The organism is Sphingomonas antarctica (assembly GCF_965137005.1).
GTDB classification, from domain to species: domain Bacteria; phylum Pseudomonadota; class Alphaproteobacteria; order Sphingomonadales; family Sphingomonadaceae; genus Sphingomonas_O; species Sphingomonas_O antarctica.
This window is the reverse complement of sequence record NZ_CBCRXM010000002.1, coordinates 182274-201965: the sequence shown is the minus strand read 5'-3', so window position 1 is coordinate 201965 and position 19692 is coordinate 182274. Positions and strand designations below refer to the sequence as shown.

18 protein-coding genes are annotated in these 19692 nt (G+C 63.6%); 12 read left to right on the top strand and 6 right to left on the bottom strand.

The genetic code is table 11. From position 1 onward, the window contains the following. Positions 1-762, bottom strand: coding sequence for a class I SAM-dependent methyltransferase (locus ACM9ME_RS03135; RefSeq protein ID WP_415641974.1), 762 nt, complete (start codon positions 760-762; stop codon positions 1-3). A gap of 1 nt (position 763) precedes the next feature. Beyond that, positions 764-1192: a GtrA family protein gene (locus ACM9ME_RS03130; protein WP_415641973.1), complete on the bottom strand. Its 429-nt coding sequence runs from the start codon at positions 1190-1192 to the stop codon at positions 764-766. Between the two features lie 59 nt (positions 1193-1251). On the opposite strand from ACM9ME_RS03130, the gene ACM9ME_RS03125 reads away from it, so the two are divergent. From ACM9ME_RS03125 to ACM9ME_RS03090, 8 genes are all read left to right on the top strand, one after another. Continuing rightward, on the top strand, positions 1252-3027 hold the full coding sequence (locus ACM9ME_RS03125; RefSeq protein ID WP_415641972.1) for an AcrB/AcrD/AcrF family protein: 1776 nt from the start codon (positions 1252-1254) through the stop codon (positions 3025-3027). A 50-nt stretch (positions 3028-3077) separates the two neighbouring features. After that, on the top strand, positions 3078-4430 hold the full coding sequence (locus ACM9ME_RS03120) for a pyruvate dehydrogenase complex dihydrolipoamide acetyltransferase (protein ID WP_415641971.1): 1353 nt from the start codon (positions 3078-3080) through the stop codon (positions 4428-4430). Beyond that, positions 4430-5821: a dihydrolipoyl dehydrogenase gene (gene lpdA / locus ACM9ME_RS03115; protein ID WP_415641970.1), complete on the top strand. Its 1392-nt coding sequence runs from the start codon at positions 4430-4432 to the stop codon at positions 5819-5821. Before ACM9ME_RS03120 ends, lpdA begins: the two co-directional genes overlap by 1 nt. A gap of 58 nt (positions 5822-5879) precedes the next feature. Continuing rightward, the gene (locus tag ACM9ME_RS03110) at positions 5880-7244 is read left to right on the top strand and encodes a Xaa-Pro dipeptidase (protein ID WP_415641969.1); all 1365 of its coding nucleotides are present in this window, start codon (positions 5880-5882) and stop codon (positions 7242-7244) included. Between the two features lie 92 nt (positions 7245-7336). Further along, on the top strand, positions 7337-7861 hold the full coding sequence (locus ACM9ME_RS03105; RefSeq protein ID WP_415641968.1) for a phosphatase PAP2 family protein: 525 nt from the start codon (positions 7337-7339) through the stop codon (positions 7859-7861). A gap of 1532 nt (positions 7862-9393) precedes the next feature. Beyond that, the gene (locus ACM9ME_RS03100; RefSeq protein WP_415641967.1) at positions 9394-9768 is read left to right on the top strand and encodes a GtrA family protein; all 375 of its coding nucleotides are present in this window, start codon (positions 9394-9396) and stop codon (positions 9766-9768) included. Next, on the top strand, positions 9765-10688 hold the full coding sequence (locus ACM9ME_RS03095; protein WP_415641966.1) for a cation diffusion facilitator family transporter: 924 nt from the start codon (positions 9765-9767) through the stop codon (positions 10686-10688). The genes ACM9ME_RS03100 and ACM9ME_RS03095 overlap by 4 nt, the downstream gene beginning before the upstream one ends. 59 nt (positions 10689-10747) lie before the next feature. Continuing rightward, positions 10748-11584 carry a 2OG-Fe(II) oxygenase gene (locus ACM9ME_RS03090; protein ID WP_415641965.1) on the top strand — a complete coding sequence of 279 codons (837 nt, stop codon included), beginning with the start codon at positions 10748-10750 and terminating at the stop codon, positions 11582-11584. Here the strand turns inward: ACM9ME_RS03090 and ACM9ME_RS03085 are convergent. From ACM9ME_RS03085 to ACM9ME_RS03075, 3 genes are all read right to left on the bottom strand, one after another. Then, complete coding sequence (locus tag ACM9ME_RS03085; RefSeq protein ID WP_415641964.1) at positions 11581-13167, bottom strand: O-antigen ligase family protein; 1587 nt, start codon at positions 13165-13167, stop codon at positions 11581-11583. The genes ACM9ME_RS03090 and ACM9ME_RS03085 overlap by 4 nt on opposite strands. Next, entirely contained in the window at positions 13164-14318 is a 1155-nt protein-coding gene (locus ACM9ME_RS03080) for a Coenzyme F420 hydrogenase/dehydrogenase, beta subunit C-terminal domain (RefSeq protein ID WP_415641963.1), read from the bottom strand. Before ACM9ME_RS03080 ends, ACM9ME_RS03085 begins: the two co-directional genes overlap by 4 nt. A gap of 91 nt (positions 14319-14409) precedes the next feature. Beyond that, on the bottom strand, positions 14410-15306 hold the full coding sequence (locus ACM9ME_RS03075; RefSeq protein ID WP_415641962.1) for an EpsD family peptidyl-prolyl cis-trans isomerase: 897 nt from the start codon (positions 15304-15306) through the stop codon (positions 14410-14412). A 157-nt stretch (positions 15307-15463) separates the two neighbouring features. Between ACM9ME_RS03075 and ACM9ME_RS03070 the strand changes: the two genes are divergently transcribed. The 4 genes from ACM9ME_RS03070 to ACM9ME_RS03055 are packed head-to-tail and all read left to right on the top strand — an operon-like array spanning position 15464 to position 18387. Further along, positions 15464-16567: a Gfo/Idh/MocA family protein gene (locus ACM9ME_RS03070; protein ID WP_415641961.1), complete on the top strand. Its 1104-nt coding sequence runs from the start codon at positions 15464-15466 to the stop codon at positions 16565-16567. Beyond that, positions 16564-17019 (top strand): UDP-N-acetylglucosamine--LPS N-acetylglucosamine transferase, encoded by a 456-nt coding sequence (locus tag ACM9ME_RS03065; protein WP_415641960.1) that lies wholly within the window; start codon positions 16564-16566, stop codon positions 17017-17019. The genes ACM9ME_RS03070 and ACM9ME_RS03065 overlap by 4 nt, the downstream gene beginning before the upstream one ends. Then, positions 17016-17495 carry a glycosyltransferase gene (locus ACM9ME_RS03060; protein WP_415641959.1) on the top strand — a complete coding sequence of 160 codons (480 nt, stop codon included), beginning with the start codon at positions 17016-17018 and terminating at the stop codon, positions 17493-17495. The genes ACM9ME_RS03065 and ACM9ME_RS03060 overlap by 4 nt, the downstream gene beginning before the upstream one ends. 19 nt (positions 17496-17514) lie before the next feature. Further along, the gene (locus tag ACM9ME_RS03055) at positions 17515-18387 is read left to right on the top strand and encodes an aldo-keto reductase family protein (protein WP_415641958.1); all 873 of its coding nucleotides are present in this window, start codon (positions 17515-17517) and stop codon (positions 18385-18387) included. On the opposite strand, the gene ACM9ME_RS03050 is transcribed toward ACM9ME_RS03055, so the two are convergent. Further along, the gene (locus ACM9ME_RS03050) at positions 18384-19688 is read right to left on the bottom strand and encodes a UDP-glucose dehydrogenase family protein (RefSeq protein WP_415641957.1); all 1305 of its coding nucleotides are present in this window, start codon (positions 19686-19688) and stop codon (positions 18384-18386) included. The two genes, ACM9ME_RS03055 and ACM9ME_RS03050, sit on opposite strands and share 4 nt — an antisense overlap. Positions 19689-19692 lie beyond the last annotated feature (4 nt).

Below are 19692 nucleotides of genomic sequence, written 5' to 3'. Positions count from 1 at the left end.
CTATAGCGGCCCCGGCCTCCGCCGGGGCGACGAACTTTGCGCGCGAACTACCGCCAACAACGACACGCCCGGCGGCATCGGCACGCGCCCGACCAAATAACGCTCCAGCCCAAACAGTTTTTCGAACAGCGCGTTGACCGGCCGGGGCGGCAGCGAATCGTCGCTGCCCTGTTTGCCTGCGATCCGCGCCGCCACGCGCTGGGCCGCGGCAAACGGGAATAACAGGCTGTTAAAACTGCTGAGCAGTTCGAGCGTCAGCGCCGCACGCCCGATGGCGTCCTTCAGCGTCGCCTTGACGTAGCGCCGGTGATGGTGGTTGGCGACGTCGTGCCCGCTCCACATCCACGGATATTGCGGCACGGTCAGCAGGATCGCCCCACCGGGCTTGAGGCGCCGCGCAATCGCCCGCAGCGCCGCGACATCGTCTTCGACATGTTCGAGAACGTCCAGTAGCGCGACCATGTCGTAAGTCGCCTCGGGCACTCCGGCCATTTCGGGGAGCGGCGCGGACGCCACCGCACGCCCCAGCCGCCGCTCGGCGACCCCGCGCGCGGCATCGTCGATCTCGACCGCATCGACCGTCCCGAACTGCGCGAGCATCGGCAGATTGTGCCCCGTGCCGCAGCCGATTTCGAGGATCCGCGCCTCCATCGGCAGCTTGATCTCGCGCGCGATCACGCTCGCCAGGACGTCGCGTCGCGCGCGGTACCACCAGTGCGTCGAGTCATGCTCGGCCATACGGTCGTAGATCACGCGGTCCATTTTACGCGAAAACCCATTTGCGATTGAGCACGAATACGATCGCCGGCGTGACGAAGATCATCGCCGGGATCGGCCACCATGTCTCACCATGCAACAGCCCCGTCAAAATCCAGATCCACAATTCGTTGAGGCCCAGACTGACCGCTGAAACCGCGAAGAACCGCGCCGAGCGCACCCCGTCATTGCCGCCCTCGCCATGCCCCGCAAAACTCACCCGGCTGTGCAGGATATAGCCGAGCGCCATCGACACGATATACGCCACAATCCCGGCAATCAGCGGCGGGTAAGCGAGATATTTCGCCCAGACCCAATAGGCGCCCGTGCCGATCGCGGTCACGAATCCGCCGACCAACGCATAGCGCACGATCTGCTCCACCAGCGGCCGGTGCGCGGGCGGGATCGGCAAGGGGTCGAGCAAGCGGCTGAGCATGAAGCGCGGCGCTGTAGCGGCTGGCGCGCGGCTTGTCGAAACGCTAGCGGCGCGGGCGCATGACCGACTTCGACGCCCTCCCCGAAATCAAGCATTGGCGGCGCTGGCTGCTGCTGGTGTGGCTCGTCGCCGCATGCCTGATGGTCTGGTACCGCTGGGCGGGGATTCATTGGTACTCGCTGCCCGACACCGACGACAATATGCGCATGGCACAGGTTCGCGCGCTGCTGAACGGTCAGGGCTGGTACGATCTGCGCCAGTACAAACTCAACCCGCCCGCAGGCTTCAACATTCATTGGAGCCGCTTGGTCGATTTGCCGATTGCGGGGCTGGAGCTGATGCTCCGCCCTTTCCTCGGTTATTGGGCCGCCGATCGCTGGGCGGCGGGCCTCGCGCCGTTGATCCCGATGGGTGTCGCGCTGGCGGGGATCACCACTGCGGCGCGCCGCCTGATCGCCCCCAATGCCTGGGTCGTCGCCGCCGCGCTCTATTTCTGCTGCGGCTCGACGATGCTGATGATGATGCCGTTGCGCGTCGATCATCATGGCTGGCAGCTGGCGATGCTCGCCTGGACGCTCGCCGGACTGGCCGATCCGAATGGGCGACGCGGTGGCGCGGCGATGGGACTGTCGAGCGCGATCAGCCTGACCATCGGCCTGGAATTGCTGCCGTTCCTCGCGGTCTCGGGCGCGGCGGCGGCGCTGCGCTGGATGTGGGACGCCGACGAAGAAACGCCGCGTCTGCGCGGCTATGCCCTGACGCTCGCCGCCGGTTGCGCGCTCGGCTACATCCTGTTCGCGACGTACGACAACCGCGTCTGGCGCTGCGATGTGCTGTCGCCGGTCTGGCTGTCGACGATGGTGTCGGCGGCGACGCTGGCGTTTCTCGTCACCTATTTGCCGCTGAGGACGCCGCTGTTCCGGCTGGTTGCGCTCGGCGTCGTCGGCGCGGTGCTGGCGGGCGGTTTCGCCAAGGCCTTCCCGCAATGCCTCGGCGCACCCGAACAGATTTCACCCGAACTCTATAGCAGCTGGTTCAGTCATGTGCGCGAGGCCAAGCCGCTTTACGCGCAAAGCTGGACCACCGCGCTGACCGTCGCGGCCCTCCCCGTCGCGGGGGTGATCGGCAGCCTGTTCGCCGCGCGCCGGGCCTGGGGTTCGCGGACCTTCCCCGCCTGGGCGACGGTGGCGTTCGTATCGGTCCTCTCCTTGCTGCTGTGCTTCTGGCAGACGCGCAACGGGCCGGGGGCGCAGCTGATCGCGGTGCCGGGTGCGGCGGCGCTGATCTGGACGTTCGTGCCGTTCCTGATCGACAGCACCAATGTGGCGACGCGCGTCATCGGCACCGTTGCGTTCGTGCTGGTCGTATCAGGCCTCGGCCCCAGCTGGATCGCCGATCGATGGCCGGGCGATCCGCCCAACGCCCGCATCAAGGCGATCAACCGTGCCAACGCCCGATGCCCGACATTGCCCGCGTTGCGCCCGATCGCCGCCTTGCCGACAACGACGATCTTCACCTTTGTCGATCTCGGACCGCGCCTGATCAACACCACGCATCACAAGGCGGTGGCGGGTCCGTACCACCGCAATGGCGACGCCATTCTCGACGTGCATCATGCGTTCGACGGCGCACCCGACCAGGCCCATGCGATCATGTTGCGGCATGGCGCGACGTTGCTGCTGACCTGCCCCAACCTCAACGAATCCACGGTCTATCGCGCGCGCAGCCCGAACGGCTTTTATTCGCGGCTGGCCCGGAACGAAAAATTCGCCTGGCTGACCCCCGTTCCTCTGCCCACGGGATCGCCCTATCTGTTGTGGCGCATCTCCCGATAGCTTGACGCTACGACATGGCTGGCCAAAGGAATGGCCAACAGGAGCGCCCCATGCCGATCGAGCTTAAAATGCCTGCTTTGTCCCCGACGATGGAGGAGGGCACGCTCGCCAAATGGCTGGTCAAGGCGGGCGACACCGTCAAATCGGGCGATATTCTGGCCGAAATCGAAACCGACAAGGCGACGATGGAATTCGAGGCGGTCGACGAAGGCACGATTTCGGAGATTCTGGTCGCCGAAGGGTCGGACGGGGTGAAGGTCGGCACGGTCATCGCGACGATGAGTGGCGACGATGACTCGGCCCACCCCGGTCCGGCCAAGGCCGAAGCTGTCCCTCCCGCAAGCGGGAGTGACGCCAAGGAAGAAGCACCGACCAAGACGTCCACCCCGCAAGCGGGGGGGACAGGTCCGAAGGACCAGGGTGGGCAGAGTCCTGCGCCAAAGGACGCCGCCGACCGCGTCAAAGCCTCCCCCCTCGCCAAAAAAATCGCCGAACAAGCAGGCGTCGATCTCAAAACCCTGACCGGCACCGGCCCGGGCGGCCGCATCGTCAAAGCCGACGTAGAACAATCACGTCCCACCCTGGGTGCTACGCAGCCTGTCCCTCCCGCAAGCGGGAGTGACGCCAAAGAAGTGCTCAATCAGACGTCCACCCCGCAGGCGGGGGGGGCAGGCCCACAGGGCCAGGGTGGGCAGAGTCCGTTCACCACCGACATCCCGCACGAACGGCAAAAGCTCACCAACATCCGCAAGACGATCGCGCGCCGCCTGACCGAATCGAAGCAGCAGGTGCCGCACATCTACCTCACGGTGGACATCCGCCTCGACGCGCTGCTCAAGCTGCGCGGCGAGATCAACACCGCGCTGGCGGATCGCGGCGTGAAGGTCAGCGTCAACGACATGCTGGTGAAGGCGCTCGCGCTGTCGCTGCTCGAAGTCCCCGCGTGCAACGTCACCTACACGCCGGCCGAGATGATCCAGTACCACCGCGCGGACATTTCGGTGGCGGTGTCGACGCCTTCCGGGCTGATCACCCCGATCGTCGTCGATGCGGGCCACAAGGCGATTTCCGCCATCTCGACCGAGATGAAGGTGCTCGCCGACAAGGCCAAGGCCGGCAAGCTCCAGCCGCACGAATATGTCGGCGGCACCGCGTCGATTTCGAACATGGGCATGATGGGCATCAAACAGTTCGACGCCGTTATCAACCCGCCCCAGGGCATGATTATGGCGATCGGCGCGGGCGAACAGCGGCCGTATGTGGTGGACAACGCCCTCGCCATTGCAACCGTGATGAGCGCGACAGGCAGCTTCGACCACCGCGCCATCGACGGGGCGGACGGGGCGCAGCTGATGGGGGCGTTCAAGCGATTGGTCGAGGCGCCTTTGGGGTTGGTGGCGTAATGCCTGAACAATACGACCTCATCGTCCTCGGCAGCGGTCCCGGCGGCTATGTCGCCGCCATCCGCGCTGCCCAGCTCGGCCTCAAGACCGCGATCGTCGAGCGTGAATTGCTCGGCGGGATTTGCCTCAATTGGGGGTGTATCCCGACCAAGGCACTGCTGCGCTCGGCCGAAATCTATCATAACATGCAGCATGCCGATTCCTATGGCCTGAGCGCCACGCCTGGCTTCGACATGAGAAAGATCGTCGCGCGCTCACGCGGTGTCGCCAAGCAGCTCAATCAGGGCGTCACGCACCTGATGAAGAAGAACAAGATCGCCGTGCACATGGGCACCGGCAAACTGACCGCGCCGGGCAACCTGTCGGTCGAAAAGAACGGCAAGACCGAGGAACTAACCGCCAAGAACATCATCGTCGCGACCGGCGCGCGCGCACGCGATCTGCCCTTCGCCCCGGCCGACGGCAAACGTATCTGGACCTATCGCCACGCGATGACGCCGCCCGAAACGCCGACCAAGTTGCTGGTCATCGGATCGGGCGCGATCGGCATCGAATTCGCTAGTTTCTACCGCGATTTCGGGGCGGAGGTGACCGTGGTCGAAATGCTCGACCGCGTCGTTCCGGTGGAAGACGCTGAAGTCTCCGCCTTCCTGCAAAAAAGCCTCGAAAAACTTGGCATGACGATCCTCACCGGCGCAGGCGTCGAGGACCTGAAGGCCACCGCGTCGGGTGTCACAGCAAAAATCAAGACGAAGGACGGCAAGGTCGCCGAACACCAGTTCAGCCACGCCATCGTCGCGGTCGGCATCGTCCCCAACACCGCCGATATCGGGCTGGAGGCGCTGGGCGTGCAGATGGACCGCGGCTTCATCAAGACCGACGCGATGTGCCGCACCGGCGTGCCCGGGCTTTACGCCATCGGCGACGTGACCCAGCCGCCTTGGCTGGCGCACAAGGCGAGCCACGAAGGCGTCATCGCCGCCGAACATATCGCCGGGCAGCACCCCCATGCGATGGACCCCAAAAACATCCCCGGCTGCACCTATTGCCACCCGCAAATCGCCAGCGTCGGTTTGACTGAAGCCAAGGCCAAAGAAGCGGGCTACGAACTCAAAATCGGCAAATTCCCGTTCATCGGCAACGGCAAGGCCATCGCGCTGGGCGAGGCGGAAGGGTTCGTGAAGACGGTATTCGACGCCAAAACCGGCGAGCTGTTAGGCGCGCACATGATCGGCGCCGAAGTCACCGAACTGATCCAGGGCTACACCATCGGCAAGACCGGGGAACTGATCGACGAGGATTTCGCCAACACCGTCTTCGCCCACCCGACGCTGAGCGAAATGATGCACGAGAGTGTTTTAGCCGCCGACGGCAAGGTGCTGCACATCTAGCGCCCAGAGCATGCGCGAAATTGCTGTCAAAGTAGGAAAAGCTGTGATTGAGCGGGGCATGACCAACATCGCCCCCTGCTCGGCTGACGCCCGCAATGTTTCGAATTCGCTGCGCTTTTCAAACGAACGCCGTGTCACCTTTGTCACCTTAGCGCGTCTCACGGCTGTTCTGACGATCGCCGCGTTCGCGCCGATCCCGGCCGCCGCCGCCGAAACCGTGGTCGTCACCGCCGAACGGATGCTCGATGTCGTGACGGGCCGTTACGTCGCCAACCCGGTGATCACCGTCGTCGACGGGCGCATTACCAGGATCGAAAACGGCACCACGCCTCCCGCCGGTGCCAAGCTGATTGCGCTTCCCGGCAAAACGCTCCTTCCCGGCCTGATCGACATGCATGTCCATCTGACCAGCCTGGCCGAAATCGGCGGGTATCGCACCTACGACTATACCGACCAGTTCTGGACCGCGGTGGGCGTGGGCAATGCGCGCAAGACGTTGCAAGCAGGCTTCACGACCGTGCGCAATGTCGGCTCGGACGCGTTCGGCGATATCGCGCTGCGTCAGGCGATCGACGGCGGCTGGGCGGTGGGTCCGCGCATCGTCACTGCCACTTATGCCATCGGATCGACGGGCGGACATTGCGATGACAATCTGCTGCCGCCGTCGTTCGACAAAAAGGGCGCGGCTATCGTCAGCGGGCCGGAAAGCGCGCGCGAAAAGGTCCGCTGGCTCAAGAAATACGGTGCCGAAGTAATCAAGATCTGCGCCACCGGCGGGGTCTTTTCCAAAGGCGACGCGCCTGGCGCGCAACAACTCAGCGCCGACGAGATTCGCGCGATTACCGACGAAGCGCATTCGCTGGGCCTCAAGGTCGCCGCGCACGCACATGGCGATGCGGGGATCCGTGCGGCGATCGACAATGGCGTCGACACGATTGAACATGCCAGCCTCGCCAGCGACGCGACCGTCGCCGACGCCAAAGCCAAGGGCACCTGGTTCGACATGGATATCTATAACGACGATTACATCCTCGCGACCGGCACTTCGAACGGCACGCTTCAGGAAAGTTTGGACAAGGAAAAGGCGCTGGGCCTGCTGCAGCGCCAGACCTTTCGTCGCGCGGTTCAGGCCGGGGTCAAGATGCTGTTCGGCACCGACGCGGGGGTCTATCCGCACGGCGACAATGCGCGGCAATTCGCCAAGATGGTCGAATGGGGCATGACGCCGTTGCAGGCGATCCGCGCGGCGACGAGCAGCGCGTCGGAGGCTTTGGGCGATCGCGGAAATGACGTCGGGACCATCGCGGTCGGTAAATATGGCGATCTGGTCGCGGTGTCCGGCGATCCGCTCGCGGACGTTCGCGTGCTCGAACATGTCGATATGGTGATCAAGGGCGGGGTGGTCGTATCTCCCGCCGGCTAGGTCTGGCGATCTTCGGCGCGCTGCTGATCGTTGCGGCGATCGCGCTCGGCTTTCTGGTCGAGGGCGATCCCGGGAGTTGGGATATCGCGGTCATGCGGGCCGTGGCGATCTCCGCGCGCGATGCTGGATTGGGGCCGATTGCGCTGGCGATCACCCATCTCGGCGATCCGGGCGTGCGGCCGGTGCTGATCGTCGCCACCGGCGCGGTGATGCTGTGGCGGCGGCGGATGAAGGGCGAACTGGTACTGCTCGCGGGTAGTCTCGCGTCGATCCTGATCACGACCTTGCTCAAGGGCCAGTTCGCCCGCGTCCGTCCGCACATCGTGCCGTGGCTCGATTTACCGAGCAATGCTTCGTTCCCCAGCGGCCATTCGTCGAACACCATGGCGATCCTGCTGCTGTTCGCGTTGCTCAGCGGCGGCGGCTGGCGAACTTGGGTCGCGGTCGGAGTGGCGATACTCGTTGGCTGGACGCGTATCGTCCTCGGGGTTCACTGGCCCAGCGATGTCTTCGCCGGCTGGATGCTCGGTGCCGGTGTCGCGCTCGTTACATTCGGCATCGCGCGGTACAAAATGCTGCCGTCGGGACCCGACCAGACCGGGGTCAGTCGCGACTGATCGGGCAGCGCCGGATGCGGACCGATCAGCCACAGAAAATCGAACCGGCCATAAGGCAGCGCCGCCATCGACTGACCAAAACTCGTGCGGTCGGGCACGCCGGACCGGATGCACGCGTCGGGCCAGAAATGCTGTGACGGATCGTGGTAGAAAGCGGATGACGGCCGCCACGCAATTTGCGTCAGATGCCCGCCATCGGTGTCCCATTGGCCGTTGCTCCATGACCGCTGATAAACTTGCGCCAGTTCGCCCAGATGCCCCCGCCGGTCGTTGCGCCAATGCCGTGTCGCATCGCACGGACTCTCGCTGAGCGCGATGACGCGGCTGTATGGCGAAATATGGTCTAGCGCGATGAGCTGAGCGCGATAGTCGCGTCCGTAAGCGATGAACCCGAGCATCGTGACGGCCAAGCGCAACGCGAACAGCGCATAGCCCGCAATCGCCATGCGGCGCGTCAGGCGTGGATCGACACGCGTCCAGTCGTGCCCGACGAACGCCATCATCGGGATCACCGGCAACAACCGCATATCGGCAAAGTGCGACCCGGACAGGCGCGACGGCATGACCACGAACAGAGCGAGCAGGAACAGAATTGCGGGGACCAGCGCCCGGTTGACCCGCGCCCCATGCCATCGACCGATGAGGAACACGGCCAGTGCGCCGCCCAGACTGCCGATATCGAGCCAGATATTCTGATCGCGCAGCATCATCACTACGGCGTTGAGCTTCTGCCGCACCCCGATTTCATTGACCCCGGCGACGCTCTGCGTGCTCAGCCGCCAGACGATGATGATCGCCACACCCGCGATCAACGGGCGGATGCGGCGCAAAAATGCCAGCCATTGCCCCCCTTCATGCCGTTCGATCTGCGAGAATTCGCGCGAGGCTATGAACAGGCTCAGCATCGATCCGCCGACCGCGTGACACAGGAAGACGAGCGGCACGCCGAGCCACGTCAGCGCTTCACGCCGGCCCGGGCGCGCGTCGAGACGCATCCACAAGGCAAAGCCGAGCAGCGACAGCGCCACGCTCAGCATGTAATTGAGGAACCCGTAATTGAACGGAAAGCACCACACGAACACCAGCGCCCAGCCCATCATCGCCGCGCCCGGGCGGGTAAGCGCGCGGGCCACCGCGAACAGACCGGCGGCCAGCAGGATCGGGATCGCCGCCGCCACCAGCCAGTAAGCGCGCGTGATCGACACGATGTGGCGAAGACCTTCGACAATCAGGTCCGCCCCCAGATTGGGCACGGCAAACCAGTGAAAGCGGAACAGCGTCTGGAACCGCGCGTCTTGATCAAGCGCGGCGATGGCGGCGCGTCCCATATGGCCGGGAACGTCGGTCAAGGGCGGGACGGTGACGAAAAGGAACGGCGATGCGATCAGCAGCAGGACCAGCCAGCGCGCGGCCCGCCCGATGGTCCAATAACTGCGATCAATCGTGCCGCTCAACGCCTTGCGTCCCTTTGCGCGCGTCCTAGAATGAGGGGCGCAGCGCGGCAACGCCGCCCGAGCAAGGGACGCTTCGAGATGACCGAATTCGTCCGCTTTGCGATTGTCGGGGTCAGCAACACCGCGATGACCTGGGCCATTTTCCTGACTCTGGCGGTTTGGTTCCGCCTCGACCCGGTGCTGGCCAATGTCATTGCCTGGACTATTTCATCCAGCTGGAGCTTTTACTGGAACCGCCGTTTCACGTTTCGCTCCGACGATCCGGCGGTGCCTTCACAAGCGATGCGCTTCGTAGCCGTCAATATCGCGGCAATCGGTTTGTCGAGCCTGATCGTCGCGGTGTTCCGGCACCATCCGCTATGGATCCGCCAGGCTTTTGCCACCGCCGCGACGCTCGGCTGGAATTATGTGATGTGCCGACGCGTCGTGTTCGGCCAGGGTCAGATGTTGTGAAAGCCGAATCCACCCGCGTACTGCTTATCGCGTTGGCCGCCAATGTCGGGATTGCCATCGCAAAATTCGCTGCCGCGGCGGTGACGGGGTCGTCGGCGATGCTGACCGAAGGCGTTCACAGCCTCGTCGATTCGACCAATCAGCTGCTGCTGCTTTACGGCGAAAAGCGCTCCAAGCGCCCGCCGGATGAGAAGCATCCGGCAGGTTATGGCCGCGAACTGTATTTCTGGAGCTTCGTCGTCGCCTTGCTGGTGTTCGCGGCCGGGGCGGGCGTCTCGGTTTATGAAGGCATTCGCCATCTGCGCGCGCCCGAACCGGCGGTCAGCCCGTATATCGCTTATGGTGTGCTGCTGGTCGCCTTCCTGCTCGAGGGCGGATCGACATTGGCGGCGTTCAAGAGCTTCGATGCCGCGCGGAACGGGCGCAGCTGGTGGCGCGCGCTGACCGAGACCAAGGATGCCTCGACGGTCATCGTGCTCCTCGAGAACGGCGCGGCGATGGCGGGGCTGGTCATTGCGGCGGTCGGCCTGGGGCTCGCGCAGGCGACCGGCAATCCGCATTGGGACGGGATCGCCTCGATCGTCATCGGCTTGTTGCTGGGCTTTGTCGCGATCTTCCTTGCGCGCGAGGCCAAGGGATTGTTGATCGGCGAGGCGGCCGACCCCGCACTGGCCGATGCCCTGCGCTGTGCGGCAATCCGCGTCGGCGTGATGCGGGTCGGTGAGTTGATGACGGTGCACAACGCCCCCGACCAAGTCGTCGCGGCGATGTCGATCGATTTCGACAACCGGATGGGCGCGGGTGATGTCGAGCGGATCGTCAGCGAGATCGAGGCCGATGTGCGCCGCACATTGCCGCAAGTGGTGCGACTGTACATCCGCCCCATGGAAATCCCGGTGCCCGAAGACGCCGGGGAGTAGCGAAATTCACCCGGCGCTGTTAGGGATTCCGCAGCAGTGAAGAGGCTAGCGGACCGGACATGGCGCAAACGCAGATCGATCGGGTGGTGACGGAGCCCGTGCTCCATATGTCCGACGCGGACGGGTTTCTGGAACTCGACCGCGCACAGGCGCGCGCGGCGGGTGCCGCGTTGCACGATGTCTATGTCAACGCGCAGCCGTATCCGCACATCGTTCTCGACAATTTCATAGACCCGGCGATCCTGCAGCGCGTCCATGCCGAATTCCCGGAGAACAAGCCGGGGCGGTTTGCCGATGGCTATTCGCAGCTGAAGACGGGCTATACGCTCGATGCCATCCGCAGCGCGTACATTCACGGGTTGTTCGCCGCATTGAATTCCGCGCCGTTCCTGGTCTTCCTCGAACAATTGACGGGCATCAAGGGGCTGACGTCCGATCCCCATTTCCTCGGCGGCGGGCTGCACGAGACGCGGCGCGGCGGGCATTTGTCGGTGCATTCGGATTTCAACATCCATCCACGGTCGAAGCTGCAACGGCGGCTCAACCTGATCCTGTTCCTCAACGAGGATTGGGACGATGATTGGGGCGGCAAGCTGGAATTGTGGGACCGCAATATGGCGCGCTGCTGGCATTCAGTGTCGCCAATCTTGGGACGTGCGGTGATTTTCAACACCGATGCGCGCAACAATCACGGGCATCCCGATCCGCTGGCATGTCCCGAAAACGTCACGCGTCGGTCGATCGCGCTGTATTACTATACCGCACCGGCCGGCAAAATGGTGCCGCAGACAACGGTGTTTCGAGCACGGCCCGGTGTCAACGAGACGACGACGTCGATGATGTCGCGCCTGCGTTACAGCGTGGCGCAAATCTTCGGTAAAGCCGAAGAGGACTAGGCCGGGATCGCCGGGGCGTGACCCTCGAGCCGCTGCTTGATGCGCCACGCGGTGCCGGCGATCATCCCAAGGATCATGTAACAAATCGCGTTCGATTCGTCGCCAGCCAGCACACCCTTGATGATGAAATAAACGATCATGTATGTCGCCATGACCGTCAGCATGCGCGCCTCTTCGCTGGTCTCGCGCATACTCCATTTGACGGCGTTCGCTGCCGATCCGAGGATGATGCCCAGCCAGCACAGGAAACCGATCACGCCATATTCGATCAGCAAGTTGATGTAATAACTGTCGATCGTCAGGACGCCCGCGAGGTTCATGCTGCCGATCGTCTCGGCGCCGCGGCCAGTGCCGTAACCGAACGGCCAGCTCCCCAGTTTGGGCCAAAGCGAGGCCCATTGCAGGGCGCGCCCCTCGTTGCTCGCGGCTTGCGCGCCATTGCCAAAAATGATCGCGTGAAAGCTGTTCGATACGAATGTGGCGAGGAAGAACATCGAGCCGGCCAATGGGAAGGACAAAGTAATCGCTGGACCGAGAATATCGCCACGCGTCCGCGTCCAGCGACGAATGCCGTAAATCCCGAAATAGACGATGAAAGTCGCGAAAAAGCCGACCGCGCCCAAGCGGGAATCGGTGTTGCGGATGCACCAGAATAACGGGGCGAGGAACAATAGCGACGCAACCCGGATCGGGATGCGTTTCGCGTACAATCCCCAATAGACGAAAAACGGCGTCGACCACGCCATCACCTCGGCGAAGTTCAGCGATGTCGTGAAGATCGACTGGACGCGATAAATCCCCGTCGCCGCGCGCGCGGTCCCCTGAAGCACGCGCTGAACCGATTCGTCGCCGACCGCCAGGATCGCGGGAATGTGGTCCGCCCACAGCACCGCGGATTGCTTCCATTCGAAGACCGACATGGCGCAGAGGAAGATTACCAGCCACGGGTACAGCACGAAGAATTTACGGGCGCGCCCGTCCTTGGTGAACACGAAACAGCTGACGAAAAAGACGAGATTCCACTGAATCTGCTGGTCGATCGTCTTGTTGAACGAATCGGCAATCTCGGTGGACGCTGGCAAGGTGAACAGCTGGAGCGCCAGCAACCCCAGGAAACAGCGCGTCACGATGGGTGTGTTGATCAGCACGTCCCTGATCTGCGTACGCAATCGCGGTGCGACCGACATCGAGTAGAGGAACAACAGCGCCAGCGGTGCCGTCACCAAACGGTTGATCGTGATCCACGGCAGCCCGGGCAGAGCCAGCGCGATATAATTCGGCCACAACAACTGCGCGAACAGGAAAATCCAGAAAAACGCTTCGATACTGCGTTCGGGAAACCGGTCGGTATTCGGCAGCGCCCAGATCACCGCGCCGGCGATGATCACCAACGGCATCGCCATGTACATATACAGAAAGACCGGGAAGATCGCCGACATCAGGCCATAAAACAGTCCGACGAAAATCAACGTGCCGATGAATATGAAATTGCGCAGCCGTATCCACAGCGCGTTCTTCGGCTGACGATAGCCCGGCAGCACCGGCTCCACGGGGAAGAAACGGCGTTTGACGGCAGCGATCATTTGCGGCCCTGCATTACACGGCGAGCCGTGCCGAGAAAGTTGCGAAGAGATAGCCCTATACTCGCAAGCCGTGCCGCTTGCAGCACCCGAAGGCCGTGGACGCGCGGCCAGGATTGCCCGGTGACCGATAGCGCCGCGAAACGCGCCACCAGCAACGCCTTGCGGCGCTGCTGCGCGGGCTGCATCAACACGATCTCGCGCGGGTCGAGCGGTTCGATGACGACGCCGTTCGCCGCAACGGCGCTCGCCAACAGCCGCTCTCCGGCTGGCGTCCGGGCAATGACCAGACTGCGGCCTGCGGCTTCATCGAATTGCGGATAGCCGCTCTCGCCGCCATACCAGGCGTCGGCGCAGGCAATGTCGGCCACGCCGCCGACCGCGTCAGGACAGATTTTGCAACGGAACTGGACGTGCTTCGACAAATGCGCGCCCCAGCTGTCGGCATAATTCATTTCGGCAAAACTGCCGTCGGCGCGGGTGGCGCGCGCCTCACCCGGCCAGCCGTTGCCGCGATAGCGAAAGGCGGTGACTTCGGGCGGCTGGTAGCCCATCGCGCGAACCACTTCATGGCTGCCCGCGCGGCTGGGAATACCGCCGCAGAAGAACGCCAGCATCACCGGAAAGCGTTCGGCGACGCGCGGATCGATGGTGCCGAGCTGACGCAATGCCGAGACGTCGCACGGCTTACCGACAAAGGCGTAGCGCGTGGTGCCCGCCAACAGGTCTTCGACCGCGCCGAGCGGCGCGGACGGGGCGTAACGCGAACCCGCCGATGCCTCGACTTCCGCCGGACTGGTCGAAATGACCGTCATATTGCCGACCGGATCAATCGTGTCGGCCCGCGTCTGAACCACTGCATCGACCGTACCGCTGGTCAGGGCGTGATCGAGCAGCGCCGAGATCATCCCGCCGGACGAAGCAGCATGGCGCAACCGATCGTCGGTCGTGTGGCCGGTTGCGACGGTACCGAGCGGCCCCCAAGCCGGATGGACATTGGCGCCATCGCCCCACGGCGCGACTTCGGCGCCGGGACAGGCGCGCGCGATCCTGCATTCGGCGTCGGCGGTGATGGTGGCGATCTGGCGCGGGCGAATAAAACCCGGCTCGGCCAGTTCGAGCGTCACGGCATCACCCGCGACGGAAGCGCACAAGCCGCAGCCCGCACACAACTCGCCCTTGAGGACGCGCGAAAGGGTCGGTGACGGCGTCACGCGCCGGATGCCGTCACCGACCCTTTATGCGTTAGCCGGCGGGCTTGGCCGGTGCTGCCGGTGCGCCCGGAGCCGTCTTGGGACCATAGCCCGGCTGGTAACGGACTTCCTTGCGCGCCTTTTCGATGCGCGCCTTCAAGTCCTTGTCGGCGGCCTCGGACACCTTTTTGTTCTGAAGATAATTCATCGCAAAATCGATGGCCTGGTCGCCCTGGAACGGAACCACGTCGACCTTGGTGATCTGATTCGCGACCAATGCGCCATTGTTCGGCAGGACGAAGATTTCGCCGGCCGGCAATTGGGAAATGCGCTTCATCAGGTTCGGATCGACCTGGATGGTGTCCAGTTTACCGGTCGCGCGCTGATAACGGACGCGCGATTCGATTAGCTGTTGCTCGACCGATTCCATCGTCTTGAGCGGCTCGAGGCTCTTGAGCAGCGCGGTGTTACCCTGCGGCACGGCGAAGGCGATCTGATCGAGCGTGTAAACCTTGCGCTGGGCGAACAGATCGGGCGTCGCGTTGATGAAGGTCATCGCGTCGGCGCGGGTCGGCGGGGTGACGCGGCTAGCAATATCGCGCTGCAACGTCTGGACCAACAGGGCTTCGTCGGCGCGACGCTTTTGCATAATATAGGTCGGCGACTGGTCGAGCTTACGCTCGCGCGCCACGTTGGTCAGGATCGTGCGGCTGATCAACACGTCGAGCGCGGCATTCTTCGCCTGATCGCGAGCCTGCTCGTTGTTCGGCACGTTCATGCTCTGCAATTCGGCATTGAGTTCGCTCGAGGTGATCTCCTTGCCATCGACCACGGCCACGACCTGACCCTGCGCGACATCGGCCTTGTCACCGCTCTTCTTGCAGCCCGCCAGTGCGAGCGACAGTGCGACCGCTGCGAACAGCTGGCGCTTATTGCCTATCATCATCATCCATCACCCCGGAAACTTAGGAACGCGCTCCTATAGATGCGCGCTTACACGCGGCAAAACGAAAAGATTATGAATGCCCAAAACCGACTTGTCTCAAAGCGAAACGCGAATAGAAGCGCGGCCACTGGGGCCCCGCATAGCGCGAGTAATCGATTCCATGAGCGATAAGACCAACCGCATGCCGCGCGTGGCCATAGTCGGGCTTGGCAAAATGGGCATCTCGCATCTGTCGATGGCAAATGGCAGCCCGCATATGATGGTCACCGCGACGTGCGACACCGCGCCGCTCGTTGCGTCGATGATCGAAAAATATTGCGCGATCCCTGAGGTAAAGGGATATGATAAGCTCCTGACGCGCGACGATGTCGACGCCGTCGTCATTGCCACGCCGACGCGCGCGCATGAACCGATGATCCGTTCGGCGTTCGCTGCGGGCAAGCACGTGTTCTGCGAAAAGCCGCTGACTTTGTCGCCCGATGCGAGCGAAGCGCTGGCAGCGCAGGCCACCGCCGAGGGGCTGGTCGCACAGGTCGGCTATCACAATCGCTTCGTCGGCACCTTTGCCGAGGCAAAGCGCCTGATCGAGTCCGGGCTGCTCGGCCGCATCCGCCACGTCCATGCCGAAGCCTATGGCCCCGTCGTGCTCCGGCCACAGGGCAAGACCTGGCGTAGCGCCCCCGAAGAAGGCGGCGGCTGCCTCTATGATTACGCGGCGCATCCCATCAATCTGATGAACTGGTATGTCGGCGCGGCGCTGGCGTGTCCCGGTGCCGATCTGCCCAGCCAATATTCGGTCGGCGTCGACGACGCGGTCTATGCCAATCTGCAATTCGCCGAAGGGATCAGCGGGCAGGTCTCGGTCAACTGGTCCGACGAAGCGACGCGCAAGATGACCACCAAGATCACGGTTTATGGCGATGGCGGCAAATTGTCGGTCGATCGTCAGGAATTGAGCGTGTTCGTCGGCGCGACCGGCAATCCCAGCGCAGATTACGGCGCGGGCTGGACGGTGCGCAACATCACCGAACTGACCCCGCCGGTCGATTTCTACCTGCGCGGCGAAGAATATGCGGCACAGCTCGACAGCTTTGCCGACGCGATACGCGACGGCACGCCGCCAGCGCGCAACGACTTCGGTAGCGCGGCGCAGACCGACCGCGTGTTGCAGATGATCCGCGCCGCGACTCAGGGCGAAACCGGGCGCATCGTCGTGGAAGCGCCGCCGCGCTCGCTGATGCAGCGGATTTTCGCCCGCGCATGAGACGCCCGCGGCGATTGCTGGCGATTGCCTCGAGCGGCGGGCACTGGACCCAGCTGCAACGGCTGCGTCCAGCCTTTTCCGGCTTCGATGTCGCGTTCGTATCGATGTACGACAGCTATGCTGAGACCGTGGCCCCCGCGCGCTATTACACCGTGCCCGACGCCTCGCGGCTCGATCTAGCCAAATTTGTGCCGGTGTTCGCCAAGGCGCTGAAGATCATCATGAAGGAGCGCCCGCGCGTGATTGTCACGACGGGGTCGATGCCGATGCTCGCGTTCATCCTGCTCGGGCGGTTGACCGGCGCGAAGACCTTGTGGGTGGACAGCATTGCCAATTCGGAACGCATGTCGTCGTCGGGCCGCATGGCGCGCAAACTGGCGCACCGCACTTTGTCGCAATGGCCGCAGGTCGCGGCGGCGGAAGGCGTCGAATGCTGGGGCGCGGTGATATGATCTTTGCCTCGGTCGGATCAATGCTGCCCTTCGACCGATTCGTCCGCTCGGTGGACGAGTGGGCCGGCGCGCATCCCGAAACGCCTGTCTTCTTGCAGATCGGCAAAGGCGAATACGAGCCCAGGCACGCCGAATTCGCCCGGATCGTGACGCCCGCCGACTATACCCGCCGCGTGAAGGAAGCCCGCCTGTTCGTTGCGCACGCCGGGATGGGGTCGATCCTCCAAGCGCTTGAGGCCGGGACGCCGATCCTGATCACCCCGCGCGATCTGGCGCGCAAGGAAATCACCAACGGGCATCAGGAAGCGACGATCACGCATTTCCGCGATCGCCCCGGCATCACCGTTGCCGAGACTGTCGAAGCCCTGCCCGCCGCGATCGACGCCGCGCTTGCGACCGAAACCAGCGGCGGCTCGCTGTCCGCCGCCGCTCCCGCCCCATTCCTTGAAAAGATCGCGGCGTTCATCGCCGCCTGACGAGACTGAAAGGCCCATGATGGACCGCATTTTATTCGGCGATAATCAGTTCTTCGGCGTCAACCACGCGTCGGAGGAAAAGGCGAAACAGCAGCAGATGCGCTTTCAGCAGATCGAAGCCATCGCCGACACGCTGCACGCCGCCTACGATGCGGGCATTCGGGGATTTTCCTGCACGACGCACGATCGCATCGCCGAACTGGCGAACATCGTGCGCAACGAGCCGGGCCGTTGGGATGGGCTCAAATGGTATCCGGGCATGCCCTACGCCCACAAATACGCCAACGCCGTCACCGAGCATGGCTATTTCGAGGCCTTGAAACGCTTGCTGCCCTCGGGCGGCTTGATCGATGCGATGCTGACCAGCGGCAAGGCGATCCTGCGCGGCGAAGTCGAAAAGATGGCGACGCTGCTGATCGATGCCGAGATGAAGCCGTTTCAGGGTTTGGAGACGCCCGTGATCTTTATGCAGAACATTGTCACCGACCTGATCCTAGGACTGGGCTATGCCGACGCGTTTCGCATTTTTTCGGATCACATCCGCGACAAGTATAAGGCGGAAGCCGGCTTTTTCAGCATGAACCTGCCGGCGTTGCTCCCGCTGCTGGAGCGGGCAGGCGTCGACAACCCGATCATCTGTTCGAACGTCAATCACGCGGCGTTCCGCATGTCGGGCGGGATCGAAGGGTATCGCGAGGCGACCGCCAAGACGCCTGCGCGCGTCATCGCCATGTCGGTGCTGGCGTCGGGCGCACTGCCCGCGCGCGAAGCGATCCGCTGGGCCTTGAACGAGCCTTATGTCGAAGCGGTGCTGTTCGGAGCGTCGAGCACTGCCAACATCAATTCGACGGTGTCGCTGATCGAGGAATATCGCCCCGCGCGCTGGGGTTAATCGCGGCCCACGCCGACATAGTCGAAGCCCAGACGGCGGACTTCGGTTGGATCATAAACATTACGCAGGTCGATCAGGCGTTTTTCGGTCATGCGTTCACCCAGCGCCTTTAGATCGAGCGCGCGAAACGCATTCCATTCGGTGATGAGCGCCACCGCATGCGCCCCATCGGCAACGGCATAAGCGCTGTCGCAATACTCTACATCGGGCATCAAAGCGCGCGCCGCCTCGATCCCTTCCGGATCGTAAGCGCGCACTTCGACGCCTGCATCGAGCAAACTCTGGACGATGGCGAGACTCGGCGCGTCCCGCATGTCGTCGGTGTCGGGTTTGAAGGTCAGGCCAAGCAGTCCGACGCGCTTGCCGCGCGGTTCGTCCCCCAGGGTCTGCAGGATCTTGCGGCCCATCGCGCGCTTGCGGCTGTCATTGACCGCGACAACCGCCTCGACGATCCGCATCGGCGACGCGTTGTCGTCGGCAGTTTTAAGCAACGCCAGCGTGTCCTTGGGGAAACACGACCCCCCATAGCCCGGACCGGCGTTGAGGAATTTGGGACCGATGCGATTGTCGAGTCCGATGCCGCGCGCAACATCCTTCACATCCGCACCGACCGCTTCGCACAGGTCGGCAATCTCATTGATGAAGGTGATCTTGGTCGCGAGAAACGCGTTGGCGGCGTATTTGGTCAACTCCGCCGTGCGCCGCCCGGTGAACAGGATCGGCGACTGGTTGAGATAAAGCGGGCGATAGATTTCGCGCATCACCCCTTGCGCACGCGGATCCTCGCTACCGATGACAATGCGGTCGGGTCGCTTGAAATCGCCGATGGCTGCGCCTTCGCGCAGAAATTCGGGGTTGGAGACCACTTGCACATCGACGCCCGGCGCATCCTCGCGGAAAATGCGCTCGACTTCGTCGCCCGTCCCCACGGGGACCGTCGATTTGGTGACGATGACCAGCGGACGGGTGGCGATCGCCGCGATATCGCGCGCCGCCTGATAGACATAGGTCAGGTCGGCATGGCCATCGCCGCGCCGAGATGGGGTACCGACGGCAATGAAGATGGCTTCGGCGTCGCGTGCGCCTGCCGCCAGATCGATCGAGAAATGCAACCGCCCCGCGGCGACATTGGCCGACACCAGTTCGGCGAGGCCGGGCTCGTAAATCGGCATCTTGCCGGCGTGGAGCGCGTCGATCTTGCTCTGGTCGAGATCGACGCAGGTCACGCGGTGCCCAAAATCGGCGAGGCACGCGCCCGATACGAGGCCGACATAGCCCGCCCCGATCATCGTGATGTTCATGGCT

Excerpts from the sequence above, each read along its gene's own strand:
- ACM9ME_RS03090 (WP_415641965.1), top strand. The coding sequence starts at position 10,748 with ATGGCGCAAACGCAGATCGATCGGGTGGTGACGGAGCCCGTGCTCCAT.
- ACM9ME_RS03065 (WP_415641960.1), top strand. The coding sequence starts at position 16,564 with ATGAGACGCCCGCGGCGATTGCTGGCGATTGCCTCGAGCGGCGGGCAC.
- ACM9ME_RS03060 (WP_415641959.1), top strand. The coding sequence starts at position 17,016 with ATGATCTTTGCCTCGGTCGGATCAATGCTGCCCTTCGACCGATTCGTC.
- ACM9ME_RS03070 (WP_415641961.1), top strand. The coding sequence starts at position 15,464 with ATGAGCGATAAGACCAACCGCATGCCGCGCGTGGCCATAGTCGGGCTT.
- ACM9ME_RS03130 (WP_415641973.1), bottom strand. The coding sequence starts at position 1,192 with ATGCTCAGCCGCTTGCTCGACCCCTTGCCGATCCCGCCCGCGCACCGG.
- ACM9ME_RS03135 (WP_415641974.1), bottom strand. The coding sequence starts at position 762 with ATGGACCGCGTGATCTACGACCGTATGGCCGAGCATGACTCGACGCAC.
- ACM9ME_RS03055 (WP_415641958.1), top strand. The coding sequence starts at position 17,515 with ATGGACCGCATTTTATTCGGCGATAATCAGTTCTTCGGCGTCAACCAC.
- ACM9ME_RS03085 (WP_415641964.1), bottom strand. The coding sequence starts at position 13,167 with ATGATCGCTGCCGTCAAACGCCGTTTCTTCCCCGTGGAGCCGGTGCTG.
- lpdA (WP_415641970.1), top strand. The coding sequence starts at position 4,430 with ATGCCTGAACAATACGACCTCATCGTCCTCGGCAGCGGTCCCGGCGGC.
- ACM9ME_RS03050 (WP_415641957.1), bottom strand. The coding sequence starts at position 19,688 with ATGAACATCACGATGATCGGGGCGGGCTATGTCGGCCTCGTATCGGGC.
- ACM9ME_RS03100 (WP_415641967.1), top strand. The coding sequence starts at position 9,394 with ATGACCGAATTCGTCCGCTTTGCGATTGTCGGGGTCAGCAACACCGCG.
- ACM9ME_RS03125 (WP_415641972.1), top strand. The coding sequence starts at position 1,252 with ATGACCGACTTCGACGCCCTCCCCGAAATCAAGCATTGGCGGCGCTGG.
- ACM9ME_RS03075 (WP_415641962.1), bottom strand. The coding sequence starts at position 15,306 with ATGATGATGATAGGCAATAAGCGCCAGCTGTTCGCAGCGGTCGCACTG.
- ACM9ME_RS03105 (WP_415641968.1), top strand. The coding sequence starts at position 7,337 with ATGCGGGCCGTGGCGATCTCCGCGCGCGATGCTGGATTGGGGCCGATT.
- ACM9ME_RS03110 (WP_415641969.1), top strand. The coding sequence starts at position 5,880 with ATGACCAACATCGCCCCCTGCTCGGCTGACGCCCGCAATGTTTCGAAT.
- ACM9ME_RS03120 (WP_415641971.1), top strand. The coding sequence starts at position 3,078 with ATGCCGATCGAGCTTAAAATGCCTGCTTTGTCCCCGACGATGGAGGAG.